The sequence below is a fragment of the Halomonas sp. M20 genome (assembly GCF_020622265.1).
GTDB lineage: Bacteria > Pseudomonadota > Gammaproteobacteria > Pseudomonadales > Halomonadaceae > Modicisalibacter.
Genome location: NZ_JACNMQ010000003.1, coordinates 43,587 through 69,734, shown reverse-complemented (window position 1 = coordinate 69,734; position 26,148 = coordinate 43,587). Strand labels below are relative to the sequence as shown.

Annotated in this window: 28 protein-coding genes and 1 other RNA gene; 13 read left to right on the top strand and 16 right to left on the bottom strand. The window is 60.3% G+C overall.

The window, feature by feature from the left end; genetic code table 11:
• Positions 1-2: 2 nt before the first annotated feature.
• The 3 genes from H7850_RS09230 to H7850_RS09220 all read right to left on the bottom strand — a co-directional run bounded on the left by H7850_RS09230 (position 3) and on the right by H7850_RS09220 (position 1,191).
• Entirely contained in the window at positions 3-626 is a 624-nt protein-coding gene (locus H7850_RS09230; protein WP_413614154.1) for a 5-formyltetrahydrofolate cyclo-ligase, read from the bottom strand.
• A gap of 24 nt (positions 627-650) precedes the next feature.
• Positions 651-831, bottom strand: a non-coding RNA gene (gene ssrS / locus H7850_RS09225) — 6S RNA.
• A gap of 57 nt (positions 832-888) precedes the next feature.
• Positions 889-1,191, bottom strand: coding sequence for a cell division protein ZapA (locus tag H7850_RS09220; RefSeq protein ID WP_227369246.1), 303 nt, complete (start codon positions 1,189-1,191; stop codon positions 889-891).
• Between the two features lie 151 nt (positions 1,192-1,342).
• Here H7850_RS09220 and H7850_RS09215 point away from each other — a divergent pair, with 151 nt between their 5' ends.
• From H7850_RS09215 to H7850_RS09205, 3 genes are all read left to right on the top strand, one after another.
• Positions 1,343-1,936 (top strand): UPF0149 family protein, encoded by a 594-nt coding sequence (locus H7850_RS09215; protein WP_227369245.1) that lies wholly within the window; start codon positions 1,343-1,345, stop codon positions 1,934-1,936.
• A gap of 136 nt (positions 1,937-2,072) precedes the next feature.
• Positions 2,073-3,278: a 2-octaprenyl-6-methoxyphenyl hydroxylase gene (ubiH, locus tag H7850_RS09210; protein ID WP_227369244.1), complete on the top strand. Its 1,206-nt coding sequence runs from the start codon at positions 2,073-2,075 to the stop codon at positions 3,276-3,278.
• Between the two features lie 114 nt (positions 3,279-3,392).
• Positions 3,393-4,622 (top strand): UbiH/UbiF/VisC/COQ6 family ubiquinone biosynthesis hydroxylase, encoded by a 1,230-nt coding sequence (locus H7850_RS09205; protein ID WP_227369243.1) that lies wholly within the window; start codon positions 3,393-3,395, stop codon positions 4,620-4,622.
• Between the two features lie 174 nt (positions 4,623-4,796).
• Here the strand turns inward: H7850_RS09205 and H7850_RS09200 are convergent, their stop codons facing one another.
• The 3 genes from H7850_RS09200 to gpmI form a co-directional block, all read right to left on the bottom strand.
• Positions 4,797-6,077, bottom strand: a complete 1,281-nt coding sequence (locus H7850_RS09200) for a S41 family peptidase (protein ID WP_227369242.1) — start codon at positions 6,075-6,077, stop codon at positions 4,797-4,799.
• 83 nt (positions 6,078-6,160) lie between these two features.
• A complete protein-coding gene (locus H7850_RS09195; RefSeq protein WP_227369241.1) occupies positions 6,161-7,273 on the bottom strand; it encodes a murein hydrolase activator EnvC family protein in 1,113 nt (370 codons plus the stop codon).
• 47 nt (positions 7,274-7,320) lie between these two features.
• Complete coding sequence (gene gpmI, locus H7850_RS09190; protein WP_227369240.1) at positions 7,321-8,895, bottom strand: 2,3-bisphosphoglycerate-independent phosphoglycerate mutase; 1,575 nt, start codon at positions 8,893-8,895, stop codon at positions 7,321-7,323.
• A 225-nt stretch (positions 8,896-9,120) separates the two neighbouring features.
• On the opposite strand from gpmI, the gene H7850_RS09185 reads away from it, so the two are divergent.
• From H7850_RS09185 to H7850_RS09175, 3 genes are read left to right on the top strand one after another with little or no spacing between them, the layout of a single operon-like run.
• Positions 9,121-9,540, top strand: coding sequence for a rhodanese-like domain-containing protein (locus tag H7850_RS09185; RefSeq protein WP_227369239.1), 420 nt, complete (start codon positions 9,121-9,123; stop codon positions 9,538-9,540).
• Between the two features lie 57 nt (positions 9,541-9,597).
• Entirely contained in the window at positions 9,598-10,086 is a 489-nt protein-coding gene (gene secB, locus H7850_RS09180; RefSeq protein ID WP_227369238.1) for a protein-export chaperone SecB, read from the top strand.
• A 5-nt stretch (positions 10,087-10,091) separates the two neighbouring features.
• Positions 10,092-10,817 carry a 16S rRNA (uracil(1498)-N(3))-methyltransferase gene (locus H7850_RS09175; RefSeq protein ID WP_227369237.1) on the top strand — a complete coding sequence of 242 codons (726 nt, stop codon included), beginning with the start codon at positions 10,092-10,094 and terminating at the stop codon, positions 10,815-10,817.
• Between the two features lie 28 nt (positions 10,818-10,845).
• Here the strand turns inward: H7850_RS09175 and H7850_RS09170 are convergent, their stop codons facing one another.
• Genes H7850_RS09170 through H7850_RS09130 form a run of 9 tightly spaced genes read right to left on the bottom strand, consistent with a single transcriptional unit; the run spans position 10,846 to position 19,571 of the window.
• On the bottom strand, positions 10,846-12,123 hold the full coding sequence (locus tag H7850_RS09170; protein ID WP_227369236.1) for a TRAP transporter large permease: 1,278 nt from the start codon (positions 12,121-12,123) through the stop codon (positions 10,846-10,848).
• Positions 12,120-12,668, bottom strand: a complete 549-nt coding sequence (locus tag H7850_RS09165; RefSeq protein WP_227369235.1) for a TRAP transporter small permease — start codon at positions 12,666-12,668, stop codon at positions 12,120-12,122. The genes H7850_RS09170 and H7850_RS09165 overlap by 4 nt, the downstream gene beginning before the upstream one ends.
• A gap of 8 nt (positions 12,669-12,676) precedes the next feature.
• Positions 12,677-13,675, bottom strand: a complete 999-nt coding sequence (gene dctP, locus H7850_RS09160; protein WP_227369234.1) for a TRAP transporter substrate-binding protein DctP — start codon at positions 13,673-13,675, stop codon at positions 12,677-12,679.
• Between the two features lie 42 nt (positions 13,676-13,717).
• Positions 13,718-14,734: a hydroxymethylglutaryl-CoA lyase gene (locus H7850_RS09155; RefSeq protein WP_227369233.1), complete on the bottom strand. Its 1,017-nt coding sequence runs from the start codon at positions 14,732-14,734 to the stop codon at positions 13,718-13,720.
• Positions 14,727-15,248 (bottom strand): TRAP transporter small permease subunit, encoded by a 522-nt coding sequence (locus H7850_RS09150; protein ID WP_227369232.1) that lies wholly within the window; start codon positions 15,246-15,248, stop codon positions 14,727-14,729. Before H7850_RS09150 ends, H7850_RS09155 begins: the two co-directional genes overlap by 8 nt.
• Complete coding sequence (locus tag H7850_RS09145) at positions 15,248-16,294, bottom strand: TRAP transporter substrate-binding protein (protein WP_227369231.1); 1,047 nt, start codon at positions 16,292-16,294, stop codon at positions 15,248-15,250. The genes H7850_RS09150 and H7850_RS09145 overlap by 1 nt, the downstream gene beginning before the upstream one ends.
• A gap of 49 nt (positions 16,295-16,343) precedes the next feature.
• Positions 16,344-17,648: a TRAP transporter large permease gene (locus H7850_RS09140; RefSeq protein ID WP_227369230.1), complete on the bottom strand. Its 1,305-nt coding sequence runs from the start codon at positions 17,646-17,648 to the stop codon at positions 16,344-16,346.
• Positions 17,649-17,661: 13 nt separating this feature from the next.
• Positions 17,662-18,861, bottom strand: a complete 1,200-nt coding sequence (locus H7850_RS09135; RefSeq protein ID WP_227369229.1) for a CaiB/BaiF CoA transferase family protein — start codon at positions 18,859-18,861, stop codon at positions 17,662-17,664.
• Between the two features lie 41 nt (positions 18,862-18,902).
• Positions 18,903-19,571, bottom strand: a complete 669-nt coding sequence (locus tag H7850_RS09130; protein ID WP_227369228.1) for a GntR family transcriptional regulator — start codon at positions 19,569-19,571, stop codon at positions 18,903-18,905.
• Between the two features lie 284 nt (positions 19,572-19,855).
• Here H7850_RS09130 and gshB point away from each other — a divergent pair, with 284 nt between their 5' ends.
• The 7 genes from gshB to H7850_RS09095 all read left to right on the top strand — a co-directional run bounded on the left by gshB (position 19,856) and on the right by H7850_RS09095 (position 25,218).
• Complete coding sequence (gene gshB / locus H7850_RS09125; RefSeq protein ID WP_227369227.1) at positions 19,856-20,809, top strand: glutathione synthase; 954 nt, start codon at positions 19,856-19,858, stop codon at positions 20,807-20,809.
• A 24-nt stretch (positions 20,810-20,833) separates the two neighbouring features.
• The gene (locus tag H7850_RS09120; protein ID WP_227369226.1) at positions 20,834-21,682 is read left to right on the top strand and encodes an energy transducer TonB; all 849 of its coding nucleotides are present in this window, start codon (positions 20,834-20,836) and stop codon (positions 21,680-21,682) included.
• A gap of 14 nt (positions 21,683-21,696) precedes the next feature.
• Positions 21,697-22,254 carry a YqgE/AlgH family protein gene (locus tag H7850_RS09115; RefSeq protein ID WP_227369225.1) on the top strand — a complete coding sequence of 186 codons (558 nt, stop codon included), beginning with the start codon at positions 21,697-21,699 and terminating at the stop codon, positions 22,252-22,254.
• Positions 22,254-22,709, top strand: coding sequence for a Holliday junction resolvase RuvX (gene ruvX / locus H7850_RS09110; RefSeq protein ID WP_227369224.1), 456 nt, complete (start codon positions 22,254-22,256; stop codon positions 22,707-22,709). The genes H7850_RS09115 and ruvX overlap by 1 nt, the downstream gene beginning before the upstream one ends.
• A gap of 25 nt (positions 22,710-22,734) precedes the next feature.
• Positions 22,735-23,256, top strand: coding sequence for a bifunctional pyr operon transcriptional regulator/uracil phosphoribosyltransferase PyrR (pyrR, locus tag H7850_RS09105; RefSeq protein ID WP_227369223.1), 522 nt, complete (start codon positions 22,735-22,737; stop codon positions 23,254-23,256).
• Complete coding sequence (locus H7850_RS09100) at positions 23,253-24,257, top strand: aspartate carbamoyltransferase catalytic subunit (protein ID WP_227369222.1); 1,005 nt, start codon at positions 23,253-23,255, stop codon at positions 24,255-24,257. Before pyrR ends, H7850_RS09100 begins: the two co-directional genes overlap by 4 nt.
• Before the next feature lie 106 nt (positions 24,258-24,363).
• Positions 24,364-25,218 carry an SDR family oxidoreductase gene (locus H7850_RS09095; RefSeq protein ID WP_227369221.1) on the top strand — a complete coding sequence of 285 codons (855 nt, stop codon included), beginning with the start codon at positions 24,364-24,366 and terminating at the stop codon, positions 25,216-25,218.
• 142 nt (positions 25,219-25,360) lie between these two features.
• On the opposite strand, the gene H7850_RS09090 is transcribed toward H7850_RS09095, so the two are convergent.
• A complete protein-coding gene (locus H7850_RS09090) occupies positions 25,361-26,131 on the bottom strand; it encodes a 3-hydroxybutyrate dehydrogenase (protein ID WP_227369220.1) in 771 nt (256 codons plus the stop codon).
• Positions 26,132-26,148 lie beyond the last annotated feature (17 nt).

The following is a 26,148-nucleotide window of genomic DNA, read 5'->3' as shown; positions in this document are numbered from 1 at the left end:
CTTCATGGGCGAATGACGCGCCGATCGCTCACGATAGCGTCCAGCGGAACATCCCAAGGCGCCAATGGCAGGCGATCGACACGCTGACAATCGTGGCTAACACCCATTAGCTTCGGGCGGGGATGGCGATGGCGAACGAACGCAAAGGTTCGGTCGTAAAAGCCGCCGCCCATGCCCATCCGATTACCCTCGTCATCGAAGCCCACCAATGGCAGCAATACCAGATCCAGCGCCCAGGCGGGTAGCCGCCGTGCACGATGCGCTCCATGACGAGTATCCGGTTCGCGAATACCGAAGCGATTGCTGACCATGGGCGTGTCTGAATGATAATGCACGAACCATAACCGATTGTCGGAAAGCGGACGCAATACCGGTAGATAGGTTTTGGCCCCACGGCGCTGCAGCCAATCCAGTAGCGGGGTGGCATCTATTTCGGCATCGTTTGGCAGGTAGAGCGCGACACGTCGGGCGCGTTGAACTTCAGGCAGGCACCGCAATTGATTGCATAGCGCCAGGGAGGCTAATCGCTGCTCTCGTTTTGACAGCGAACGCCGACGGCGGCGGAGTTCACGGCGTAACGCCTTGCGCTGATGCTGTAAGGCCGCTGAATCAGACAAGGCGGATATTACCAATCAGGTAGTGTAAACAAAGTGTTCCCCAGAGTGCCGCTGTCGTTCTGGCCCTTGAACCCACTGGTTCAAGGTGGGTGACCGCAGACAGACCGTCAGGCTTTCCGTCGCACGGACATGCACACGGGCCTGTCGATTGGCCCCCTGGGTACTGCGCATAGGCTCGAGGGACTATAACGACTGGCGCACACCCCAGGGAACGATTCAATCTTAACAGAGCCAAGGGCTGCTCCAAAGGGTTGTTTGGATTATTAGGCCTTTAGCGCCCTTGTTCGACATCGCTGAGCGCCTGGCCCAAGCGTGCATTCAGACGGCTCAGGCTGGCTTCGTCTTCGCGGCGCTCTTCCACTGAACGCAGCAATTCATGAGTGATATTCAGCGCCGCCATGATGGCGATCTTCTCTGCGCCCAGCACCTTGCCTCGGGAGTGAATACCGTGCATGGCACGATCGAGATAGCGTGCCGCACGATTGAGCTCATCCTCCTGATCCGGAGGGCAAGCGATGATATAGGAGCGTCCCAGCAGCGTAATCTCGGTCGTTGGCCGTGTGGCATCCGTCATGTCGGGCTCCGAGGGGTGTGGGCCAAGATCGACCCTGTAGGATAATATGAAAGCAATTTCGAGCCACTATAGAGAGGCGGCATAAGACGGTCAACGCAACTCAGATCACGCTAGCCGTTCCGTTCTCTTTATCAATATTCATGGAGCGTACATGTCCATCATCAACGACCAGCAGGACTTTTCCAGCATCGCCAACGTATTTCTTGCCCATGGTAGCCTGCAATCGCCGGCCTTTCTCGATGGGCGCCTGGGTGCCGGGCTATCACTGCATGATCTGACAGCGGAGCAGTGGCTTGAAGAGGTCAGTGCTGCGCTGGGCGTCGAGCAGCCCCGGGATCGCGATGATGCTCAGGTATTGCTGGATTGGCGTCGTCAGGCCCTGGTGGCCCTCTCCGCGCCGGAGCTCAATTACGAGCCATTGCTTCCCGATGACCTGTTCTCCTTGGCCGAGCGAGCCCGGGGGCTCAAGGAGTGGACCCTTGGTTTTCTCGAAGTGGTGGGTGAAATCGGCAGCGAAACGCGAAATGCCTGGTCATCCAACCTGCGTGAAGCGCTTGAAGACCTGGAAGCACTGACGAGCATCGACGAGCTGGCGCTTGATGAGAGTGCCGACAACGAGAACGACCTTTTCGCTTTGTCCGAGCATGCGCGTATGGCTGCCATGCTGCTTTATACCGAACAGCATCCCGGGCAGCCTCAGGTCGAACAAGGTGAACCGGAGCAAGACGATGGCAATGACAAGTAGCATGTTGTCATTAGAGCTGGTCCGCAGGCTTGCGTATAAGTAAGTATATTAATGTATAAACTAATGTTATTTTAACTAATATAATGGTTGATACGTAAATTACGTAACACAATTCATAGATTACACGGAGCTTGTCATGGCCCATGGAAATAATGTGGATATCGCCATTGTCGGCGGCGGACTGGTCGGCGCCAGCCTAGGATGTGCGCTTGCTCCGCTAATCCAGCAGCGAGGGCTGCGGGTCGCAGTGATCGAGGCAGCGGCCTTGGCCGAGGCCGACCTCGATGGTTACCAACCCAGTTTCGATGCGCGCGCCAGTGCCATCGCTCAGGGCTCCCGCTGGCATTTTCAAACCCTGGGTGTGTGGCCGGAAATGGCTCGCCAGGCCCAGCCCATCTCGCTCATTCATGTCAGCGAGCAGGGCCGTCTAGGGGCCACCCGACTCACCGCCGAGGAACTCGGGGTCGAGGCACTGGGTTACGTATTGCCCAATGCCTGGATGGGACAAGTGCTGCATGCCCGATTGGCCGAACTCGAACTCGATTGGCATTGCCCGGCCAAGGTCGAACATATTGCCCCTCAAGCCGATGGCCATCGGCTGGTGCTCTCGGATGGGCACGAAATCACGGCGGCATTGACCCTGTTGGCGGATGGAGGCCGCTCGGGGCTCAAGGAGCAGCTGGGAATTGCAAGTCACGCGGTCCCTTATGAACAATCGGCCGTCATCGCCAATCTTGAAGTCAGCAAGCCGCATCGAGGGGTTGCCTTCGAGCGCTTCACCAGCAACGGCCCGCTGGCACTATTGCCTCTCGGGAGAGATCGCATGGAGCTGGTCTGGACCCAGGCAAGCGGTACGGAAGACGCCATCCTGGGGCTTGATGATGCAGAGTTTCTGACACGCTTGCAGCAGGTCTTCGGCGAACGCGCCGGACGTTTCCGGCGTGTGGGGCGGCGGCATGCCTACCCGTTGTCGCTGGTCACGGCAGAAGAGGTGGTGCGCCCCGGACTTGCGGTACTGGGGAATGCGGCCCACGCGCTGCATCCGGTGGCAGGCCAGGGTTTCAATCTGGCCTTGAGGGGTGTCATGGATCTGGTCAGCAGTCTGGAGAAAGGACTTGCAGCAGGGCGTGGCCCGGGGGACATGGCCACCATGCAAGATTTCGAGGCGCGTCGCGCCCAGGATCGACGTAATGTGATTCGCTTCAGCGATGGGTTGATTCGCCTGTTCGGCATCACCAACCCAGTGCTTTCCCATGCACGGGCAGGAGGGCTGGTCGGGCTCAACCTGACGGGGCCGCTTCGGCGCACCCTGGCACGACGAGCCATGGGGCTGGAGCGCTGACCCTACTCCTTGGGACGACATCGCATCACGTTACCCGGGTGCAGCGGCATGGTATGTTGGGCTCCAGGCTAAAAGGGGTTTGGGCTCGGCAAAGCAAGAAAGGAGTGGCGCGCAATGCAGGAAGGGCAGGAGCGAGCAGAGATCGTGATCGTTGGCGGGGGGCTGGTAGGCGCCTCCCTGGCAGTGTTGCTTGGGGAGGCAGGCCTCGCAGTCAGCGTACTCGATGCACGACCCAAGGCGCTCGACGTGGCGCCTATAGGCAAGGGCCAGCCCGCGCAGCGGGTCAGTGCCGTGACGCCGGTCAGCCAGCGGTTGCTGGAACGACTCAAGGTATGGCCAGCGCTGCAACGAGTGACACCTTATACGGGAATGCAGGTTTGGGAGGCGGAGGGTAGCGGTGCCATCTCTTTCGATGCAGATCAGGCCGGTACGCCGGTGCTAGGACATATCGTCGAAAACGAGGTGATGCTAACGGCACTCGAGGCACGCTTGGCAGAGCTCCCCAGCGTTACCCAGGTATTCGGTGCGCGGGTCGATGCGCTGCAGACGACGGGCGCCGGGCGCCGGCTAATACTTGCCGATGGACGCCATTTTATGGCGCCCTTGGTCGTCGCCGCGGATGGCGCCCGTTCCCAGCTACGCGAACTGGCGGGTATCGAGGTGAGCGCTCACGATACCGGGCAGACGGCATTGGTCACCACGGTACGCACCGAGCACCCTCACGGCGGCGTGGCACGTCAGATCTTTCTCCCGACCGGCCCACTGGCGTTCCTGCCGCTGACCCTCGACGGCGATACCCGGTACTGCTCCATCGTCTGGTCGACGACCCCGCAAGAAGCCGAACGCTTGAACGGTCTATCTCGCGAAGCGTTAGGCGATGCCCTGGCCACCGCCTTCGAACATCGTCTAGGCAAGGTCGAGGTGATCGACGACGCGATCAGCGTTCCACTCACCCAGCGCCATGCCAGCCGTTATGTGGAAGAGGGATTGGCCTTGATAGGCGACGCCGCCCACAGCATTCACCCTTTGGCGGGGCAGGGCGTCAACCTAGGGTTCATGGATGCCGCAGTGCTCGCCGAAGAGGTGATCGAGGCGCACCAGCGCGGCGCCGAGCTGGGCGACCTGCGCATCCTCTCCCGCTATGCACGCCGGCGGCGTGGCGACAATACGACCATGCTGGCGATGATGGACGGCTTTCGGATGCTGTTCGGCGCCGAACACCCCGCCCTTCGCCTAGCGCGCAATGTCGGGCTGTCCGGCGTCGACCGCATGCTGCCGCTCAAGCGTGTGATAATGCGGCAGGCCATCGGTGAGCGGGGGCGTCTGCCGGCAAGCTGTCGTTAAGGAAACACTGCATAAATGGCTGCGCACCTCAAACATTGCGTTATGCGGTGCTGGTGCGCCAGCCCGATCAAAATCCTCACATATACCCCATATGCTCCGGTTTTTGCGCTCCGGGCGCCTTGTGCTTGAATCGCTCGCCGATTTATTCAGCGCTTCCAAATAGGCGATGACTCATTATTGAGTCTGAGCCGGCCGCCGGTCGAGTACGTTGAGCGCCTTGAGCAGGTTCAGGGCTTCCCCCAGCTGGTAATCCTTGACCGGATCGCCGCTGGGTGATCTTGGCTCCTGACTGCCATTGGGGTTGGCCAGGCGTCCGCTGAGATCCGATTCGCGGATGCCGAAGTCGTTGCCTTCTGCTACTTCCAGGCGACCACGTACCACCTCCACGTCCGGGGCGATGCCTTGGGCCTGGATCGAGCGGCCATCCGGGGTGAAGTAAAGCGCGGTAGTCAGTTTTACCCCGTCGCCGTTGCCCAGGGGCATGACCTGTTGCACCGAGCCCTTGCCGAAGCTGGTGGTTCCCATGATCACGGCCCGGCGCTGATCCTGCAGAGCGCCGGCAACGATTTCCGCCGCCGAGGCGCTGCCGCCGTTGATCAAAACCACCATGGGCACGTCCGGAGCTGCGGTAGTAGGCGTGGCACTGAAGCGCATGTCGCTGTCCGGCAGTCGGCCTTCGGTGTATACGACCAGGCCGCTGTCGAGGAAGGCATCCGCCACCTCGATGGCGCTATCCAGCACGCCCCCGGGATTATTGCGCATATCGAGGATCAGCCCCTTCAAGGGCGCCTCTTTGGATAGGTTCTGCAAGGCGTCCAGTACCTGCTGACCGGTACCATTCTGGAACTGGCTGATACGCAGGTAACCGTATCCCGGTTCGAGCAATTCGCTCTTTACGCTCTCGTTACGGATGATCTCGCGAGTCAGGGTAACGTTACGTGGCGAGTTCTCGCCTTCACGCAAGATGGTGATATCGATCTCGGAGCCTGGATCGCCGCGCATCAGCGTGACCGCTTCTTCAAGCGATAGCCGATCGGTAATCTTGCCATCGATACGCAGGATGGCGTCCCGCGGCTGTAATCCGGCCTGGGCTGCCGGCGTATCGTCGATGGGGGCGATGACAGTGAGCTGGCCGTCTTGCAGGCCGACCTCGATGCCGATCCCGCCGAATTCGCCCTCGGTGGATTCGCGTAGCGCCTTGAAATCCTTGCTGGATAGATAGGTCGAGTGGGGATCGAGTTCGCCGAGCATGCCGCGCATGGCATTGCGCAGCAGGGTCGAGTCATCCACCTCATCCACATAGGCACGCTTGATACGCTCGAACACCTCGGCAAAGGTCTGGATATCGGCCACGGGCAGGTCATCATCGGCCTGCTGTTCAGGGGCGCTGAAGGCGACCGGCGATAGGCCGATCAACAAGATGGGAAGTAGCCGGATCAGACGAGGAAGGCGCATTCTTTCTCTCATATCGCAACGAACAAAGGGGTCAGCATAGCGTCACCGCAAAGGCGACGCTACATCTTGGCGAATGCAAGTCGTCAGCGTTGCCCGATCCACTGGCGCGGATTGATGGGCTTGCCGTCGCGTCGCACTTCGAAATAGAGCGCCGTTCGCGGGCGCCCGCCGGTATTGCCCACCGTCGCGATGGTGTCGTTGCGTTCGACCTGTTCGCCCGGCATGACATCAAAACGTTGGACATGGGCGTAAAGCGACATGATGTCGTCGCCATGATCGATGATCAGCAGATTGCCGAAACCACGCATCCAGTCGGCGAATACCACCCGCCCCGGGTGGATGGCCTTGATGGCGGTGCCTTCGACGGCGGCAATGACCAGGCCGTTACGATTGACCCCTTCGCCGTCGCCAAAAGCGGAAAGTATTTTTCCCTGCACCGGCCAGGGCAGCTCGCCCTTGGTATCGGCAATGGCCGTGGAAGGAGGCGGCTTGTCGAGGCGCTTGAGTTCTTCGCGCACCTGCTCGAGCACGCGTTCGGCCTGGGTTCGATCCTCATCAAGCTGTGTCAGGCGCGATTTTTCGTCGCTGTAGCGGGCATCGAGCTTGGCCAGCAGCGCTTCCCGTTCACGAGTGCGCTTGATTAATGTCGCGCTCTGGGTTTCGAGCTCTCCCATCAGATCGTTCAGGCGTTCTCGTCGCTGGCCCAAGGAGGTGCGATTCTCGGCCAGTTGCGTGTCCAGGCGAGCCAGGGCATCGATGCGCTCGTTGCGGGCCTGGGAAAGACGATTGAGATACGTCTGCAGCCGATCGAGTCGCGCCGGCTCATCCTGATTGAGCAGCAGCTTGAGTTGGGGCGAATGGCCCAGCCGATAGAGTGCCTGAATCTGCGTTGCCAGGGCCTTGCGCTGTTCCTCTCGCTCGCGCTGCAAGGCTCGGCGGCGCTGCTCGAGCATCTCTATCTCCTCATCGAGCTTGCGTCGCTCGGCCTGTAGCGTGTCGAGACGGTCGTGGGTGTCCGCCAGCGCCGTCTCGACCTCTTCAAGCTGGCGACTGGCATCGCTGCGGGCCTCCCGGGTGGTGTTCAAGCGCTTGGTCAGCGCCTGGATATCACGGCTGATGGCGTCTACCCGCGCTTCGGCCTGGCGCTCACTGGTTTGCGCCAGGGCCAGCGAATGGCCCTGGGCAAACAGCAGCATGCAAACGAGTGCGAGCGTGGGGTAACGACTGCCGGACATCACCAAGCTTAGGAGTAATCGACCAGCACGTTGCCGGTCATCTCGTCGGGAATCGCCTCGTCCATCATGGCCAGCAAGGTTGGAGCGATATCGCACAGGCGCCCGCCTTCCTTGAGGCTGGCCTTGCGCTGGGTAACGTAGATCAGCGGCACCTCGAAGGTGGTGTGGGCGGTTTGAGGCGCCCCGGTCTCCGGATTGACCATCTGTTCGGCATTGCCGTGATCCGCAGTGATCAGGCATTCGCCGCCCGCGCGCTCGATGGCCTCCACCACCCGGCTGACGCACTCGTCGAGCACTTCCACCGCCTTGACCGCCGCATCGAAGTCGCCGGTGTGGCCCACCATGTCGCCGTTGGCGTAGTTGCACACGATCAGATCGAAGCTGCCCGCGTCGATGGCCGCGACAAGTCGATCGGTGACTTCCACCGCGCTCATCTCAGGCTTCTCGTCGTAGGTCTTGACGTCTTGGGGTGACGGAATCAGCTCCCGCGTCTCGCCGGAATACTCCTCTTCGCGGCCACCGGAAAAGAAGAAAGTGACGTGGGCGTACTTCTCGGTTTCCGCGATACGCAGCTGGGTCAGGCCGCGATTGGCGACCACTTCACCCAGGGTGTTGTGCAGACCGGAAGGGGGAAAGGCGCAGTCCGCGGGAATATCCGCGGCGTACTGGGTCAGCATCACCAGGCCACGACCGGCAAGCTTGGGTCGTGCCTGGCGATTGAAACCGTCGAAGTCATCTTCGACGAAGGCGCGAGTCAGCTCCCGGGCGCGATCGGCGCGGAAGTTCATGAAGATGGCGGCATCGCCATCCGCCATGGTGATGGCTTCACCGGTTGGGCGAATGCTGGTGGCGGCGACGAACTCATCGGTCTCGCCGCGCTCATAAGCCGCGGCGAGGCCCGATTCAGCGTCGTCGGCACTATGTTCGCCGTCGCCCTGGGTAATCACACGATAGGCCTGCTCGACTCGGTCCCAGCGGTTGTCACGATCCATGGCGAAGTAGCGCCCGATGATCGAAGCAATGAACCCATTCTCACGGCCGACCAGCTCGGCGAGCTTGGCATCGGTACGTTCAAGAGAGCCTTGAGCGCTTTGCGGTGCTGTATCGCGGCCATCGAGAAAGGCATGCACATAAATTTTCTTGGCGCCGCGACGGGCTGCCAGTTCCGCCATGGCGAGAATATGGTCTTCATGGCTATGCACGCCGCCCGGGGAGAGCAGGCCCAACAGGTGCACCGCTCGACCGGCCTTTATCGCTGCATCGATTGGGCCCGTGAGGGCGTCGATGCTCTCCAGCTCGTCGTCCTCGATGGCCTTGGTGATGCGGGTGAAATCCTGATAAACGATACGTCCGGCGCCCAGGTTCATGTGGCCGACTTCGGAGTTACCCATCTGCCCCTGAGGCAGGCCGACGTATTTGCCATCGGTGTATATCAAGCCGCTGGGGTAGCGTTTTTTCAGGTCGTCCATCACCGGGGTGTTCGCCGCGTGAATGGCGTTGTGTTCCGGGTTGTCGCTATGGCCGTAGCCGTCGAGAATGATCAGTGCCACCGGACGTGGGCGGGAAGTGTGAGTATCTGACATGCTTGGCCTCGCTTTGGATAATCGTTGTTCGCCGCACGCCTCTTGGGCTGCGCATCCGTTTCGTGACAGGTAATGTCTGGCGCTATCATACCGTAGGGGCCGTCAGGCGTCACAGCCACAGCATGACGGACGCAGAGCCAAGGCTTGTGTATACTAGGCGCCGCCCGACAACAGGGGCCGATTCCAACAAGCGTCACTTATGTTCAATAAGAGTTACCTGGACCCATGATCGATCAGCTGTTCGAATTCATTCAGAATCATCCACTGCTAGTGGGTGCCTTTGTGGCAGTACTTGCGGCCTGGCTTGGCTACGAGTTCAAGCGGGGCAATCACGGTGTCGATGCCAGTGAAGCCACCACCTTGATCAACCGTGAGGATGCCGCTGTCATCGACATTCGCGATGCCAACGATTTCAAGGCCGGCCACATCGCCGGTGCACGAAATATTCCCCAGAGCAAGCTCGACGACCGGATGAATGAGCTCGAGAAGCACAAGGGCAAGCCGATCATCGTTGTCTGTAAGCAGGGGCAGGCATCCGGCATCGCCGTGGCCAAGTTGACCAAGGCCGGGTTCGAGCGGGTATCAAAGCTCAAGGGTGGAATGGCCCAGTGGCATGCCGATAATCTGCCCGTGGTCAGGAAGTAGATCATCCCTCTGAGCGTTCACACGAGTTCATACAAGATTCTATAAGGGAGCTTCAACATGGCGGAAGAGAACAACCAGGCCGCACAGGGCCAGGATCAGCAGCAGCTGCAGTTCGCCCTGCAGCGTATCTATATCAAGGATATTTCCTTCGAATCACCGAATTCGCCCCAGGTGTTCCAGGAAGCCTTCAAGCCCAAGGTCAGCGTCGACCTGGGGACTCACAGCACCCAGATCTCGGAAGATCTCTATGAGGTCGTCGTCAAGGTGACTGCTCAGATCAATCACAGCGAGACAGGCAATACCTGTTTTCTGGCGGAGATCGAGCAGGGCGGCCTGTTCCGCATTACCGGGCTTCAAGGCGATCAGCTGGATCACACCTTGGGCGCCTTCTGCCCCAACGTGTTGTTCCCTTACGCTAGGGAGTGCATCGACAACCTGGTCAGCCGGGGTAGCTTCCCTCCATTGATGCTGGCGCCGGTGAACTTCGAAGCCATGTATGCCCAGAAGAAACAGCGCCAGAGCGAGGGTAGCGAGAGCACCCAGTAACACCGATGAGCGATCTCCGGATTTATGTCGATGCGCTCCTCGAACCGGGCAGTGACGTACTTCTGCCCGAGAGCGCAGCGCGACATGTGGTAACGGTGTTGCGTCAGCGGGAAGGCGCACCGCTTGTGCTATTCGACGGCCGTGGCCTTGAGGCGACGGCCGTACTCGTTGAAGTAAACCGCAAACGCGTTCTGGCGCGGGTCGATAGCGTTTCGCCGGGGCGCAGCGAGTCGCCGCTGGCGGTGCATCTGGGCCAAGCGGTTTCCAAAGGCGACCGCATGGACTACGCCATCCAGAAAGCCGTCGAACTGGGCGTGGCCGCCATTACTCCCCTGTATACCGTCCGTGGCGACGTGCGCTTGAAAAGCGAGCGCGAGGCGAAGAAGCACACCCATTGGCAGGCGGTGGCGGTCAGCGCCTGCGAGCAGTGCGGCCGTGCTACCGTGCCAAGAATTCATTCCCCTCGACCTCTGCAGGATTGGTTGGCGGCGCGAGACGAGCCGCTGCGGCTGGTGCTGCATCCCGCGACAAAATCCTCCTGGCGCGAGGCCGAGGACGTTCGCAAGGCGGCCTTGTTGATCGGCCCCGAAGGGGGACTTTCCGAAGAAGAAGTCATCCGCGCTCAGCAGGCAGGCTTCACGGCGCTGACATTGGGCCCGCGCATCCTGCGCACCGAGACCGCGCCGGTCGTCGCATTAAGTTTGCTGCAACATTATTTCGGCGATTTATGAGCCATTCCGCCAACTCGCCGGACTGTCTCTAATTCAACACGAAAGGAATGTAGAGCACGATACTCGGTACTAGCCCCAGGATGATCACGGATAGCAGCATCAATAGAATGAACGGACTCACGCCGCGGATCACGGTGCCCAAGTTGGTGTTTGCCACGGCCTGAATGACGAACAGGTTCAGACCAACCGGTGGCGTGATCAATGCAATCTCGATCAGCACCACGAAGAAGATGCCGAACCAGATGGGGTCGATGCCGAGCGCCAGCACCGACGGGATCAGCATCGGCACCATGATCAGCAGCATCGATAGGCTCTCTAGGAAAAGCCCGATGAACAGCAGGATCAGGGCCACGACCAGCAGGAACATCGCCACGGACTCCAGATGGGTGTCGACCAGTTGGGAGATCATCAGCGGTACCTGATAGAGTGTGACCGCCTTGCCGAAGATCTTGGCGCCGATGATCACCAGAAACAGCACGATAGTGGTCGATAGCGTCTGGCGCACCGCCGCGACGAACGTCTCCCGGGTCAAAGTGCGGAGCAAAAACGCCGTCAGGATAAAGGCGAGTACGGCGCCGACCGCCGAGGCCTCCGTGGGCGTGAATACGCCGGTGTAGATGCCGCCGATCATGACGATCGCCAGGATTGTGGACGGCAGCGCTCGCAGGGTGGCACGGTAACGCTCCGCGCGGCTCGCCTTGGGGGTGGGCCGGTGGGCGGAGGAGAATTTGGCGTACAGCGCCACATAAAGACAGAACAGCACCAGCAGCAAAAGGCCTGGCCCGATGCCCGCCAAAAACAACTTGCCGATGCTCTCCTCGACGATCACGCCGTAGACGATCAGCGGGATGGAAGGCGGAATCAGGATGCCCAAGGTGCCGCCGGCGGCGAGCAGCCCTAAGGTGAACGACTTGGCATAGCCGCGCTCAGTCATCTCTGGAATCGCCACGGTGCCCACGGTGGCCGCCGTGGCCACGGAGCTGCCGGAAATCGCCGAGAACAGCCCGCAGGAGAGCAGCGCCGCAATACCCAATCCGCCGGGCCAGTGGCCGACCCAGCTCTGCACGGCGGCGAACAGATCGCGGCCTACTCCGCCCTTGAGCAGAATATTCGACATCAAGAGAAACAGTGGCACCGACAGCAGCACGAAGTTGTCTAAGGCACCGTGCAGATTCTGGGCCACCATCACCAGCGGTAGCCCTTCCACCAGGAGCATTAGCGTGCCTAGCGCCGCCAGGGCGAAGGCTACCGGCAGGCCGCTGAACAATAACAGCAGCAGTGTGCCGAAGATCACCAGCAGGGTCATTGTTCGTCGCCCTTCGTGGCGTGTTCACCGCCCGGGTTGAAGGTGGGAGCGGGACGAAAGGGCAGACGAATCAATTCCGCCAGACTCTGTAGACTTAGCAAAGCGAAGCCGACGGTCACCGGTAGTTCCGCGACCCAGTTGGGCAGCTCCAGAATGGTCGGCTGGCGCCGCCCAGAACGAATCGACTCGCTGACCACGTCCCAGCCATAGACCGTCGCCATCAGGCTGAAGAGCAGGATCACCACCAGTGCGAAGCCTTCCGCTAGCTGCCGCAGACGCGGGCCGAGCAGGGCCACGATCGCGGTGATACGGATCAGTTCGCGCTTGCGCAATACATAGGCCATGCCCAGGTAGGTGAACCATACTTGCAGGGTAATGGCGATGTCCTGAGTCCAGATGGTAGGGGCATGAAACACGTAGCGCGCCACCACCTCACCGAACAACAGCAAGGCGATGATCACTACCAATAGACCGCCCAGCCGCGCCAACAGCTCGGCCAGGCGATCCACCCAGGCTAATGGGTTTGGCCTCGAAGCCGCTCGCATGGAATCGCTCATTGCATCTGGCGAACTTGATCGACCAGTTCCTGACCGGTCTCACCGGCAGTCTCGATGTAAGCTTGTACGGCAGGTTCTGAGGCCTCTTGCCAGGCCTTGAGCTGCTCTTCAGTAAGCTCGACAACCTCCATGTCTGTCTCGTCGGCGAGAAACTGCTTGGCCTCGAGGTTCTTGGCCTTGGTCTCTTCACGCATCTTCTGCTCGGCAGCCAGAGCCGCCTCGCTCATCCAAGTCTTTTCCTGCTCGGAGAGCTCGCTCCACAACTCGTCGTTGATGACGATCAGAAACTCCACTTGGGCATGGTTGGTGATGGTGATGTAGTCCATCACTTCATACAGCTTGCGCGACTGGGTGGCGGTGGTACCGGTCATGCCCACGTCCACGGTGCCGCGCTGATAGGCCATGAACTGCTCCGACCCGCTGATCTTGACCGGATTGCCGCCGAGCGCCTCGATGAAATCACCGGAGGGCTTGCCTAGCACTCGCACCTTCTTGTCCTGCATGTCCGCCGGATCGACCAAGGGCGCATCGTTGGCCAGCAGCTGAACTGGGCCATAATCCTGCCACCACAGCACCTTGGTGCCGGTCTCGCGAATCATCTCGTCGAGCTGCTGGCGCACCGGGCTATCTGGCCCTGCTGCCTTGGCCAGCACGTCATAGTCGGGGAACAGGAAGGCCACGCTGAACAGGCCGGTGGCGGGCAGGGTGCCGCTGTATTCGTCGATCAGTACCAGGCCCATGTCGACCGCGCCCGAGCTCACCGCCTGAGGGATCTCGCTGCCCTTGTAAAGCTGTGCTGAGGGATAGATCTGCACCTGGATCTTGCCGTCGGAGATTTTCTCGACTCGCTCCTCGAAGAAGCCGAGGTTTTCACCGATGGGGTGGTTCTCGGGAATTTGCGACGACAGTCGCAGGGTACGTTCCGCCAGGGCCGGGGATGACATCAAAGCCCAGGTAATGGCGGTGAAGGTCAAGGAGGTCAGTAGTTTGTTCATTTTGTTCTCCGTTGTTTGGATAAAAACTAGTGGGCGTTATGGCTAGCCTAGTCGCTCGTTTTCATTTCCTCTCGTTGCTTTCTCTCTAGGAACCTTCTCTCTAGGTACGTGGCGCAAATGGCTCGCCGTCTGACCGCCGGGCAGCGCCGCGATCATGTCTGCTGCCTCGAGCAGTCGAGGCAGATCGATGCCGATGTCTATCTGTCCGTCCTGTAGTGCATAAACGAGATCCTCGGTGGCGGTATTGCCGGTCGCGCCCGGCGCGAAGGGGCAGCCGCCCAATCCGGCGGTTGAAGCGTCTAGTGTCGTGGCGCCGTGTTGCAGGGCGAACAGCGCATTGGCCACGCCCATGCCATAGGTATCGTGACCGTGAAAGGCCCAGGACAGGCGATCATCCTGGTAGCGCGCACCAAGACGGCTGAAGTGCTCGGCGACCTGGTAGGGCGTGGCACGCCCAGTGGTATCGCAGAGTGCGACTTCCAGTTCGACGCCCTGAGTCATTTCCAGTGCCGGGGCCAGCACTGCTTCGACTTGTTGCCAATCAATGCGTCCCGCATAGGGGCAATCGAAGCTCGTACCCAGATCCAGTCGCATACGAAGTCTGTCTTGGTCATCCAAAGCACGTAGCCGTTCGATGATGGTTTCAAAGCTCGCCAGCGAATCGGCGACGCTCTGACGCACGTTGCTTTGGTTATGAGGCTCGGAGACCGAGACCACGAACACTAGCTCGCGGATGCCGCTGTCCAGCGCTAGTTCCGCGCCCTTGAGATTAGGGATCAGCGCGGCCAGGCGGATGTCCGGACGATCGACGAAGGCCGCGACGATCTCGCCAATATCCGCCATTTGCGGCACCGCCTTGGGACTGACGAAGGAGCCGATCTCCAGGCGCGTGATGCCCGCATCGAGCAGCGACTGAATGCAGCGAATCTTGTCCTCCGTGGGCAGCGGGTCATTGATTGACTGGAAGCCGTCTCGCGGGGCGACCTCGACGATGTCCGCCCTCCGAGGCGCAGTGTTCAAGGTGTCGTTCAGGGTCTTAGCCCTTAAAGTCTTAGCCATGGGAAGAGTCCTCCTCATTGGCAGGGTGAATCAAGCGATAGCCCGCGCTCAGCGCATCGACCAGGAACTGCAGGCCCAGGGCGGTGAAGCCCACCGGTATCAATGCATAGGGCAGCACCATGGGGGTGCCGAAGGCGCTCGACACCCGCTCGCCGTACTCGAAGGCCTGCAATGCCAACAATCCCCCTCGCCATACCAGGATCGCGCAGAACAGCGCTCCCAGCAGACCGGTAGCGATAGCGATCAGCGCTTGAAACCGTGTCGGCAGCTTGTTCTGGAAGAAGGTGATACGAATATGCGCGTCGTGACGCTGAGCCTCCGCCGCCGCGATCACCGCCAGATAGACGATCAGAAAGGAGTTGATCTCCAGGCTCCAACTGGTCGGCGCGGTAAACACATAGCGCATGGTGGCGTCGTAGCAGACGGTTAGCATCATGAACGCCAGCACCGCCATCGAACTCCAGCGCAGGGCGGCCAAGAGGCCATCCCAGCCGCGCAGGACAAACGAGCTCATCATGATTCGCCCAGCGCCAGCGCAATGGCGCGTTCACCGACCTTCTGGCCGACTTCGCCTTTCCAGTGTTCCCATACAGACTGGGTAGCCTCGTTGAATGTGGCGATATCTTCCTCGGATGGTTGAATAACCTCAACACCGGCGGATTCGACCTTGGGCCAGTACTGTTCAGGGTAGATAGTGTCATTGCAGTAACTGGCGAAGTTGTCGTCGTACCATCCCGCGGCTCCTTGCAGCGCGTCTTTGATGTCACCGTCCAGGGTGTCCCAGCGATCCCGCAGCATGAAGGGCGCAACGGTAAAGCCGGTGGTCGGCAGCTTGTAACAATAGGCGAGCTGCTCCTGCAGGCTGCGACCGATGATTGTGGAAATATTGAAGACGCCAGCGTCCACGGTGCCGCGCTGCAATGCCATGTAGGTTTCCGAGGAAGGAATGCGCACCGCCGCGATACCGTAAGGCTCGAGGGCCTTGGTCGCCTCGAAGCTGACCACGCGCACCTTCTCGCCGCGAAGATCCTTGAGGGAGCGCACCGGTTTGGCATCGCCGCTCCAGATATACTCGGGTTCGAGAATGCCACCGCCGGCGGTGAGCATGTACAGGTTATCCTTGGCCAACTCCTTGTTGATCAGTTTGAACAGTGGACTGCCTTGGGCCAGGCGGTCAGGATTGCGGTACAACTCGCCAACGACGCCCGGCAGGCCGGTGATACCCAAAATCGGTAGCGAGCGGGTGATGTAGGAGGTGGTGTGGAACATGAAGTCGATATTGCCGGCCCGCAACGCGGGCAACTGCTCATCCGCCTTGAGCAACTGACCGGAGTGATAGTAGTCGACGTTGACCGCATCGCCGCCATTCTCCTTGATATAATCGATGAAGCCATTGGAGCCGTAGCTCAGCGCCTCGTAGGAGGGCGTGATGTAGTTCACCCCGGTCAGGGTGGTCGCGGCCTGGGCGCGGCGCGCAAACAGACCCTGCCCACCGAGCAGGGCGGCGCTAGCGCTGGCGAAGGTGCCGTATTTGAGTAGTTCTCGACGGGTCATTGACATGTCGCTTCTCCTTACTTGTTTTTGTATGCATATATTACGTTTCTTCTTTTTACATCTGGTTTGGCAACCACAGGCTGATACCGGGGAACAGCACGAACAGCATCAGCACCAGAAACTGCACGCCCACGAAGGGCAGGGCGCTACGAATGATCTCCTCGATCGAGAGTTCAGGACAGACTCCGCGCAGGGCATATAAATTGAGGCCCACCGGAGGAGTCACCACGGCGGTTTCCAGATTCAGCACCAGCACGATACCGAACCACAGCGGGTCGTAACCCAGCGCCTCGATCAGCGGAAGCAGCACCGGGGTGGTCACCACGATCAACGACACCGCATCGACGATCATGCCGAGCAGTATCAACAGCAGCATGATGGCCAGCAGGATGGCCCAGGCCGGCAAGCTGCTGGCAGTCAGCAGTTCGGTCAGGGTCTGGGGCACGCGCACCATGTTGAGATAATCGCCGAAGATCTTGGCACAGCCGATGATCAGCAGGATGGCACCACTGATGCGTGCGGTGGCGCCGAAAATCTCGCAGCACTTACGAATGCTCAGCGCGCGAAAGACCACCGTCGCGATCAGGAAGGCCCCAAGCGCGCCTATTCCAGCAGCCTCGCTGGGCGTGGCCAAACCCGAATAGATCGAGCCCAGCACCGCTACCACCAATAGGGCCGCATGCCAGATATTGACCAGGCTGAAGAAGCGCTCCTTCCAGGTGAACCGCTGATCAACGGCCGGCGCTTCCTCCGGATGAATGCGCACGCGAATATAGATATAAAGCGACAGCGCCAATGCCAGGACGATGCCCGGCACGATCCCGCCGATGAATAGATCTGCCACCGAGACGCTGGAGACCGCCCCATAAATGATGAACGGCACGCTGGGTGGAATCAGCATCGCCAAAGCCCCGGCGCAAACCACCGATCCCGCGGCCAGGGAGCGGCTATAGCCTCGTTCCAGCATCTGTGGCACGGCAATCGAGCCCACCGCGGCAACCCCGGCCAGGCTAACCCCGGATACCGCACCGAACATCGCCGACGCGCCCACGGAGGAGATCGCCAGGCTACCGCGCAACCAGTTGAGCCAACGTACCGCCGCCTGAAAGAGGCTCGCACCCACCGGGGTGGCGCCAAGCAGATTGCCCATCAGAATGAACAGTGGCAGCGCGATCAGCTCGAAGCTGTTGAGTTGGCCGAATAGCGAGGAGGGCGCAAAGAAGAACGCCATCGAACCCCGTGCCATGTACAGACCCAGCAATCCGGAAAGTCCCAGCGCCAGAAAGATCGGCAAGCCAACGCCGATCAATGTGAGCAGGGCGACCAAGACGAGAATGGGGTCGAGCATGGGAGATAACATGAGGCCACTCCGTTCAGATCACGCCAGAGTCGCGCAATTCGTCCAAGGTGGCCTCGTTGATTCCCAGCCAACCGCTGAGAATCGCCTCGGTATGTTCGCCCAGTTCCGGTCCGACATGCCGTACCCGGCCCGGGGTTTGCGAAAGTCGTGGAAAGACATTCTGCATCGGCAGGGGGTGGCCGCGACGGTCGGGTACCTCGACGATCGCCTCCCGCGCCTTGAAATGCGGGTCATCGAGCATTTCCGGGGCACGATAGACCAGCCCTGCCGGCACGCCGGCCTCGGCCAGCCAATCGACGATGTCCTGGGCGTCATGCTGCGCGGTCCAAGCAGCGACCAGATCATCGATGGCCTGTTGATTGTCGCCTCGCGCGCGGTGGGTGGCGTAATCCGGGTGATCGGCGAGGGTGGGTTGGCCCATCACCTCACACAGGCGCCGAAACACCGTGTCCTGATTGCCGCCGATGATCACATCGCGTCCGTCGCGGCTGGGATAGGCGTTGGAGGGGGCGATGCGCGGCAGAAAACTCCCACTGCGTTCACGCACCTTGCCGGTACGCGCGTACTCGGGGATCAGGCACTCCATCATGCCCAGCACCGACTCGAAGATCGCACTGTCCACCACCTGGCCATAGCCGGTTCTCTTGCGCTGATGCAAGGCCACCAATGCGCCCAAAGCACCATGCAGGCCGGCCAATGTATCGCCCAGCGAAATGCCTACGCGTACCGGCGCACGATCCGGATAACCGCTCAAGTAGCGAAGCCCGCCCATCGCCTCGCACACCGAGGCGAATCCGGCCCGCGAGGCATAGGGGCCGTCCTGGCCGAAGCCGGTCACCCGCACCATGATCAGACCGGGGTTGATCGCTGCCAGCGCCTCATAGCTCAGGCCCCATTTCTCCATGGTGCCGGGACGAAAGTTCTCGATCAGAATATCCGCTTGAGACGCCAGGTTACGTAGTATTTCCTGACCCTTGGGCTGGCGCAGGTCCAGTGTCACAGATTGCTTGTTGCGCCCGATGACGTTCCACCATAGCGGTTCGCCATCGGCATCGACCTCACCCCATTGGCGCATGGCATCCCCTTTGCCGGGGGGCTCGATCTTGATGACGCTGGCACCGAAATCCGCCAATACCTGCCCACAATAGGGGCCGGCAATCAGCTGGCCGAGTTCGAGCACTTTCAAATCGTCAAGTGGTGTGTCGGGAAGCATTATTGTTGTATTCCTCAAAGCAAGTGATTAGGAACGACGGTTCAGTCGTTATCCGACTCTTTAAGTTGAAAGTAGAGATCACGCGCTGCCAGTAGATGGGTACGCATCACATTTTCCGCCCATAATGGATTGGCAACACTGATTGCCCTGAGGATTTCGCGGTGGTGATGCATACTGCGCAATACGTCTTCCTGTTCGTAATGGTGAAAGTTGCGACGGATGATCGAAGTGCGTACCACGTTATCGAGCACCATTACCAAGCGTTGACTACCCGATGCCTGGATCAACTCACGGTGGAACTCATGATTCAATACCGCAATCTTGTCACGACCGTTGGCCTGGTCTGCTAAACGCTCCATGCGTGTGGCTAATTGCTGCAGTCGATCAAGTTGAAACGCTTGGATGTGCTGCGCCGCTTTATTGACTGCCAAGGGTTCCAGTAACAAACGAATCTCGAAAACTTCCTGTGCGTCCTGTTCCGTCCAGGCGCTTACGCGGGCACCATGATGAGGAATCGCCTCCAGCCAGCCTTCAGAAATCAGCTCGCGTAATGCTTCACGTACCGGCGTACGGCTGACCTCGAGTTCATTCGCCACACTGACTTCACGCACATAGTCGTGAGCGCGATACACGCCTTCGAGGATGCGCTGCTTGATCGCTGCGTAGACGTGGGCCGTGGCCGTTTGCGCGGCAGGACGCTCGATAATCACGCTTATCTCCAAGTTGCATGCAACTTATAGCCTAGAAGAGGCAATAAAGCCCATCCCTTCCCCTTTAGTCGCATATGTTGTATGCAATGTTCTAGTAACGGTTAAGTGCACGACATGGCGCTTCATTTTTAGCAAACCACTCACTTGATCTGCCAGAAGGAGATGTCCGGTATTGATTGCTGTTTCTGAAGATCGGGCCGGCTGCCTTTGCGACCTCAGGATTGGTGCCATCAGAACGACTGCGTCATACTGCCAACACCGTTTTCTGCGAATAGAGTCTTGTCATGAATCGAGCCCTCAAGATCGGTGTGGTGATGGACCCCATCGACGCTATCACCTACAAGAAAGATACCTCCCTGGCCATGCTGTGGGCCGCTCAGGATCGCGGCTGGTCGTTGCATTACATGGAGCAGGAGGATCTCTTTCTGGACAACGGCCGGGCCATGGCGCAGCTGCGGGATCTCGAGGTGTTTCGCGATCCCGAAAGCTGGTATCGGCTGGGAGAGCCCAAGGCGACGCCGCTGGCCGAACTCGATGTGGTCCTGATGCGCAAGGATCCGCCGGTGGACGATCATTTCATCAATGCGGTCTACCTGCTCGGTTTCGCCGAGCGGGAAGGGGTGTTGATCGTCAACCCCACCCAGGCGCTACTCGAGTGCAACGAGAAACTCTTCGCCCAGCAGTTCCCGCAATGCAGCGTGCCCTGCGTGGTGTCCAGCAGCGACCGCGTACTGCGCAGCTTCCAAGAAAAGCAAGGTGATGTGATCTTCAAGCCCCTGGATGGCATGGGCGGTAGCGGGATCTTTCATATCGGTCCGGAAGGCCGCAATCTCGGCGCGGTGATCGAGCAGCTCAGCGAACGGGGGCAGCGCAAAATCATGGCCCAGCGCTATATCCCCGAGATCAAGGACGGCGATACTCGCATCCTGCTGATCGACGGCGAGCCTGTGCCTTATGGCTTGGCGCGTGTACCCATGGCCGGCGAGACCCGAGGTAATTTGGCGGCAGGCGCTCAGGGCATCAGTCGTGAACTGACCGAGCGCGACTACTGGCTGGTGGAGCAGGTTAGGCCAACGCTGATCGCCAAGGGGTTGATGTTCGTCGGCCTCGACGTGATCGGCGACTACATTACCGAGATCAACGTCACCAGCCCCACCTGTGTGCGCGAGATCGACGATCAGCGCGGCACCGATATCGCCGGTTTGCTGATGGACGCCATCCTGCGCCGTCTGGGATGACCGGGAGAGTTCAAGAGCGCGACCATGGCGGTAACCATCGATCATTCGTCCAAAATCTCTGTCGGCAGGCGTCATCGTACGCTGCTCGCCTGGGTTCTGGCGCTGCTGCTGCATGCGATCGTCATCGGCGGGCTGGCTCAGTGGCGTTTGGCTCCGGCACCCACCATGAAGGCGCCGATGAGTCTCGACGTGATGCTGGTAACCCAGGCCGCCGTTGAACCCGGTGGCTCTGAGAGAATGGCCAAGGCCGTTCAAGCAGCGCCGACGCCTGAACCAACTCAAGAACCAGCGCCTGAGCCAACGCCAAAAACAGCGCCGGCTCCCGAATCTGCCCCTCAGCCGCCTGAACCTTCTCCCCAGTCGCCCAAGCCCGCTGCCCAGTCGACGACACCAGAGCCCGCTCCTAAGCCGACACCACCAGAGCCAGAGCCATCGCAGTCGAAGCCAGCGCCAAGCGGTCAGGCGCTACTGGCTCAGGCTGGGGAAAGCGTGCGCCAGCAAGGCTTTACGGCATCACCTTCCCCCTACGACAGCGGCGACGAGCGCAGTCGAAGCGCCCAGCGGGCCGCCGAAACCCGCTATGTCGATGCCTGGACCCGGCGGGTCGAAACCTACGGCAATCGCCACTATCCGGCCCCGGGCGCCCTCGATGGGCAACTGCGTATTCGTGTGGTAATCGGACGTGAGGGTCAGTTACGCGAGGCAGAGGTGATACAATCCTCGGGACATTCCGAGCTCGACCAGGCCGCAATGAATGCGGTAGAAGGCGCCGCGCCCTATCGCCCCTTTGACCGGGGGATGGGAACGCGCGATAGCCTGACCATCACGCGGACCTGGCGTTTCGGGAAAGGCAATAGCTACGGCGTGCATTGACGCCAGGGAGGCCCATGCAAAGCTTTCGCAATCATTTTCTACTGGCGATGCCGCACCTTGAAGACCCCCATTTTGCCGGCAGCCTGAGCTATCTATGTGACCACGACGACAATGGCACCATGGGCGTCATCGTCAATCAGCCGCTGGAATTGAGCCTCGATAACCTGCTCGAACAGCTCGAACTCGATGCGTCTGAATGTCATTTTCGCAACATGCAGGTGCACTATGGAGGCCCGACCCACAAGGATCGCGGCTTCATTCTGCATCGCGGCAGCAGCCAGCCCTGGGATTCCAGTTTGCAGGTGGCCGACGATGTCGCCTTGACCACCTCCATGGACATGCTCCAGGCCATTGCTGAAGGCAAGGGGCCGAAGAAGTTTCTGGTCTGCCTGGGTTGCTGCGGTTGGGAAGCGGGTCAGCTCGAGAAGGAGTTGCTGGACAATACCTGGCTGACCGTCGAGGCGCGACCCGATGTGCTTTTTGATTTGCCACCGGAGCAGCGTTTGAGCGCCGCTGCAGGCATTCTCGGGGTCGACCTGAACTTGATGCCCAGCCAGGCCGGCCATAGCTGATGGCCGCAGAAGGCAATCGCCAGATACTGGCCTTCGATTTCGGCACCCGGCGCATTGGGGTCGCGGTGGGGCATGAGTTCCTGGCCAGTGCCACGGCCCTTGAGCCCTTGCCAGTGCAAGACGGCATCCCGGATTGGAATGTCGTCACCCGTCTGGTGAAGGAGTGGGGGCCGGATCTGTTCGTCGTCGGCCTGCCGCTGAACATGGATGGCAGCGAGTCCGAGATGAGTACCCGGGCGCGCAAGTTCGGCAAGCGGCTCTATGGGCGCTATGGCAAGCCCTGTGAAATGGTCGACGAGCGAGGCTCCACCCGGGAGGCCAAGGCAATCGCCCGGGAGGCTGGGCATCGTGGCAACTATCGCGATGACGGCGTCGATGGCCTGGCGGCCCAGCTGATTCTCGAGGGCTGGTTCGCGCACCGCGAGGGGCTGCCCGGCCGTGAATCCTATCGGTAACGTTTCTTGTACGAGGACAGCATAGATGCCACTTCCCGACATTCCGCCGCTACTCGACGCCATGGTCGCCGATCTCGAGACGATCATCGATGAGCATGGCCTGGATCGACAGCGCCTGGCCCTGGTGGGTATTCATACCGGCGGTGTCTGGATTGCCGACGTGCTGCACCGGCGTCTGGCCTTGCCGACCACGCTGGGCGCGCTGGATATCGGTTTCTGGCGAGACGACTTTGGCCACCAGGGGCTGCCGGAAGCCATTCGCTCGAGCCATTTGCCTTTCGAGGTAGACGAACGCGATCTGGTGCTGGTGGATGACGTGGTGATGTCCGGGCGCACCATTCGTGCCGCCCTCAACGAGCTGTTCGACTACGGGCGCCCGCGCCGAGTGCTGCTGGCCGCGTTGATATCACTGCCGGGACGCGAGCTTCCCGTACAGCCGGATGTATGCGGCGCTCATCTCGATCTGCCAGCCGGGGAGCGGGTCAAGCTCTCTGGCCCGGAGCCGCTTTCTCTCTCATTGGTAACGCAAACTCGGGAGACCTCATGATCGACTCCGCATCCTCCGCCGCTGCCCGAGTACAGCTCACCGCGGACGGCCGCCTGCGCCATTTCATCGATATCGAGGGGCTGTCCCGGGAGCTGCTCACGGAGATTCTCGACACCGCCGACAGCTTTCGCGGCGTGCAGGATGCCCAGGTCAAGAAAGTGCCGCTACTGCGCGGACGCACCGTGGCCAACCTGTTCTTCGAGAACTCCACTCGCACCCGGGCTACCTTCGAACTGGCAGCCAAGCGTCTCTCGGCGGACGTGCTCAACCTGGATATTCAGACCTCTTCCACCGCCAAGGGCGAGACCCTGCTCGACACCCTGCAAAATCTCGAAGCCATGCAGGCAGATGCTTTCGTGGTACGCCATTCGGACTCCGGTGCTGCCCACTTCATCGCCAGCCAGGTCACCCCCAATGTGGCGATCATCAACGCCGGCGACGGGCGCCATGCCCACCCGACCCAGGCGATGCTCGACATGCTGACTATCCGTCGCCACAAGGGCGCCTTCGAGAATCTCAAAGTGGCGATCGTCGGCGACATTCTGCACTCTCGGGTGGCGCGCTCCCAGGTGCTGGCGCTCAATACCCTGGGGGTGGCGGAGATTCGCGTTATCGCACCGCGCACCCTGCTACCGGTGGACGTCGAGGATTGGCGCTGCCGCGTATTTACACGGCTTCAGGAAGGCTTGCGGGATGCTGACGTGGTAATCGCCCTGCGCCTGCAAAAAGAGCGCATGGATGGCGCATTGCTGCCATCTGAAAATGAGTTCTACCGGCATTATGGCCTGACTCAGGAAAGTCTGGCCTGGGCCCACTCCGAGGCCATCGTCATGCATCCAGGCCCGATCAATCGTGGCGTCGAGATCGAATCCGCCGTGGCCGACGGGCCCCGGGCGGTGATTCTCGATCAGGTCACCAACGGCATCGCGGTGCGCATGGCGGTACTGTCCATGGCGGTCAGCGGCCAGACTCAGAGTCGTACCCGTTCGCGAGCCTCCTGAGCCCTTGTCGGTAACGGCGAATATCTACTATCTTCAAGGGTCGAAGAGGGCAGCGATGGAGAGTGACGCCGCCTGTCATTTATAGTGCACCACAGGAGTGAAGCACATGTCAGATCAGCAACAACCCCCACAGGAGCAGAACAAGCAACCCGGCGACGAACACGCCATGCGCCCTGAGCCAGAGTTCATCCGCGATAGTTATAGCGGCGCCGACAAGCTCAAGGACAAGGTCGCCATCATTACCGGCGGCGACAGCGGCATCGGTCGCGCCGTGGCCCTGCACTATGCTCGGGAAGGTGCCGACTGCGTGCTGGCCTATCTGGATGAAGACCGGGACGCCGAGGACACCCGCGCTCTTGTCGAAGCAGAAGGCCGGCGCTGTCTTATCCTGAAAGGCGATGTGGGCGATTCGAGCTTCTGTCGCGAAGTCGTCGACAAGACTCTGGAAGAGTTCGGCAAGCTCAACATCCTGGTCAACAACGCCGCCGAGCAGTACGACTGGGACGACGTCACCCAGATCCCCGAGGAACAGTGGCACCGCACCTTTGCGACCAACATCCATAGCCATTTCTATATGGCCAAGGCGGCGCTGCCGCACATGGAAGAGGGCGACACCATCATCGCCACCTCCTCGATCAATGCCTTCAAGGGCAACAACACCTTGATCGACTACACCACCACTAAAGGGGCTATTCAGGGCTTCATGCGCTCCCTGGCGGTCTCGTTGGTGGAGAAAGGCATTCGCGTCAATTCTGTGGCACCGGGGCCGGTGTGGACACCACTGATCCCGGCCAGCTTCGATGAAGAGAAGGTCGAATCCTTCGGTGGACAAGTGCCCATGAACCGCGCCGGCCAGCCTAGCGAGATGGGTCCGGCCTATGTCTATCTGGCCTGCGAGGAATCTTCCTACATGACTGGCCAGACGCTGCATCTCAATGGTGGCGTGGTGCTGAATACGTAACCCGGTCAGGTAAGCGAGGTTGCCAGTCGCGCAGCATGAACCAGTTGCGGGCACTCAGTATCTACTGGCTCATGAATCATACTCCTTTTCCTTGCCATTCAATTCTTTGAAGGCCAGGCGGCTCACCGCCTGGCCAACACAATCAATTCATGTACCAGCCGTGACTTGCCACCACGGATTGCCCGGTCAGGGCGTTAGTGGGGAAGGCAGCCAAGAAAAGCGCCAGTTCGGCAATATCGCTGGTCTGGGTGAATTCCTTGTCCACGGTGCCGCCCAGCATGATGTCGTCGCGCACTTCCTGCTCGGAGATACCCAGATCCTTTGCCTGTTCCGGAATCTGCTTGGCAACCAGCGGGGTCTCGACGAAACCGGGGCAGATGACGTTGGAGCGTACGCCGTATTTAGCGCCTTCCACCGCCATTACCCGGGCCAGACCCAGCAGGCCGTGCTTGGCGGTCACATAAGCAGATTTTAGCGGGGAGGCTTCCTTGGAGTGCACGGAGCCCATGTACAGTAATACGCCGGAATTTTGCTTGTACATATGCTTGATGCAGGCTTTCGTGGTCAGGAAAGCACCATCAAGATGGATCGATGTCAGCTTCTTCCACTCGTCGAAGGGAAAGTCCTCGACCCGATGAACGATCTGGATGCCGGCATTGGACAGTAGAATATCGATGCTGCCCCACTTCTCTGCAACCTTGTCCACGCCATCGTTGACGGACTGCTCATCGGTGACGTCCATTTCCACGGCCATGGCTTGATCACCCAGTTTTTTTGCCGCTTCCTGAGCGCTATCAATGTTCACGTCGGCAATGGCGACACGAGCGTTCGCATCAATGAAGCGTTCGGCTACCTGATAGCCGATGCCGCTGGCACCACCGGTGATGACTGCTACTTTATTATTCAGTTTCATGTCGTTCCTCCTTGTGT

Coding starts and splice junctions, on each gene's coding strand:
- H7850_RS09200 (WP_227369242.1), bottom strand. CDS start 6,077: ATGCGCCTTCCTCGTCTGATCCGGCTACTTCCCATCTTGTTGATCGGC.
- H7850_RS09195 (WP_227369241.1), bottom strand. CDS start 7,273: ATGCTGCTGTTTGCCCAGGGCCATTCGCTGGCCCTGGCGCAAACCAGT.
- dctP (WP_227369234.1), bottom strand. CDS start 13,675: ATGAACAAACTACTGACCTCCTTGACCTTCACCGCCATTACCTGGGCT.
- pyrR (WP_227369223.1), top strand. CDS start 22,735: ATGCCACTTCCCGACATTCCGCCGCTACTCGACGCCATGGTCGCCGAT.
- ubiH (WP_227369244.1), top strand. CDS start 2,073: ATGGCCCATGGAAATAATGTGGATATCGCCATTGTCGGCGGCGGACTG.
- H7850_RS09215 (WP_227369245.1), top strand. CDS start 1,343: ATGTCCATCATCAACGACCAGCAGGACTTTTCCAGCATCGCCAACGTA.
- secB (WP_227369238.1), top strand. CDS start 9,598: ATGGCGGAAGAGAACAACCAGGCCGCACAGGGCCAGGATCAGCAGCAG.
- H7850_RS09220 (WP_227369246.1), bottom strand. CDS start 1,191: ATGACGGATGCCACACGGCCAACGACCGAGATTACGCTGCTGGGACGC.
- H7850_RS09155 (WP_227369233.1), bottom strand. CDS start 14,734: ATGGCTAAGACTTTAAGGGCTAAGACCCTGAACGACACCTTGAACACT.
- H7850_RS09140 (WP_227369230.1), bottom strand. CDS start 17,648: ATGTTATCTCCCATGCTCGACCCCATTCTCGTCTTGGTCGCCCTGCTC.
- gpmI (WP_227369240.1), bottom strand. CDS start 8,895: ATGTCAGATACTCACACTTCCCGCCCACGTCCGGTGGCACTGATCATT.
- H7850_RS09135 (WP_227369229.1), bottom strand. CDS start 18,861: ATGCTTCCCGACACACCACTTGACGATTTGAAAGTGCTCGAACTCGGC.
- H7850_RS09165 (WP_227369235.1), bottom strand. CDS start 12,668: ATGCGAGCGGCTTCGAGGCCAAACCCATTAGCCTGGGTGGATCGCCTG.
- H7850_RS09205 (WP_227369243.1), top strand. CDS start 3,393: ATGCAGGAAGGGCAGGAGCGAGCAGAGATCGTGATCGTTGGCGGGGGG.
- gshB (WP_227369227.1), top strand. CDS start 19,856: ATGAATCGAGCCCTCAAGATCGGTGTGGTGATGGACCCCATCGACGCT.
- H7850_RS09100 (WP_227369222.1), top strand. CDS start 23,253: ATGATCGACTCCGCATCCTCCGCCGCTGCCCGAGTACAGCTCACCGCG.
- H7850_RS09090 (WP_227369220.1), bottom strand. CDS start 26,131: ATGAAACTGAATAATAAAGTAGCAGTCATCACCGGTGGTGCCAGCGGC.
- H7850_RS09145 (WP_227369231.1), bottom strand. CDS start 16,294: ATGTCAATGACCCGTCGAGAACTACTCAAATACGGCACCTTCGCCAGC.
- H7850_RS09175 (WP_227369237.1), top strand. CDS start 10,092: ATGAGCGATCTCCGGATTTATGTCGATGCGCTCCTCGAACCGGGCAGT.
- H7850_RS09150 (WP_227369232.1), bottom strand. CDS start 15,248: ATGAGCTCGTTTGTCCTGCGCGGCTGGGATGGCCTCTTGGCCGCCCTG.
- ruvX (WP_227369224.1), top strand. CDS start 22,254: ATGGCCGCAGAAGGCAATCGCCAGATACTGGCCTTCGATTTCGGCACC.
- H7850_RS09115 (WP_227369225.1), top strand. CDS start 21,697: ATGCAAAGCTTTCGCAATCATTTTCTACTGGCGATGCCGCACCTTGAA.
- H7850_RS09120 (WP_227369226.1), top strand. CDS start 20,834: ATGGCGGTAACCATCGATCATTCGTCCAAAATCTCTGTCGGCAGGCGT.
- H7850_RS09095 (WP_227369221.1), top strand. CDS start 24,364: ATGTCAGATCAGCAACAACCCCCACAGGAGCAGAACAAGCAACCCGGC.
- H7850_RS09185 (WP_227369239.1), top strand. CDS start 9,121: ATGATCGATCAGCTGTTCGAATTCATTCAGAATCATCCACTGCTAGTG.
- H7850_RS09170 (WP_227369236.1), bottom strand. CDS start 12,123: ATGACCCTGCTGGTGATCTTCGGCACACTGCTGCTGTTATTGTTCAGC.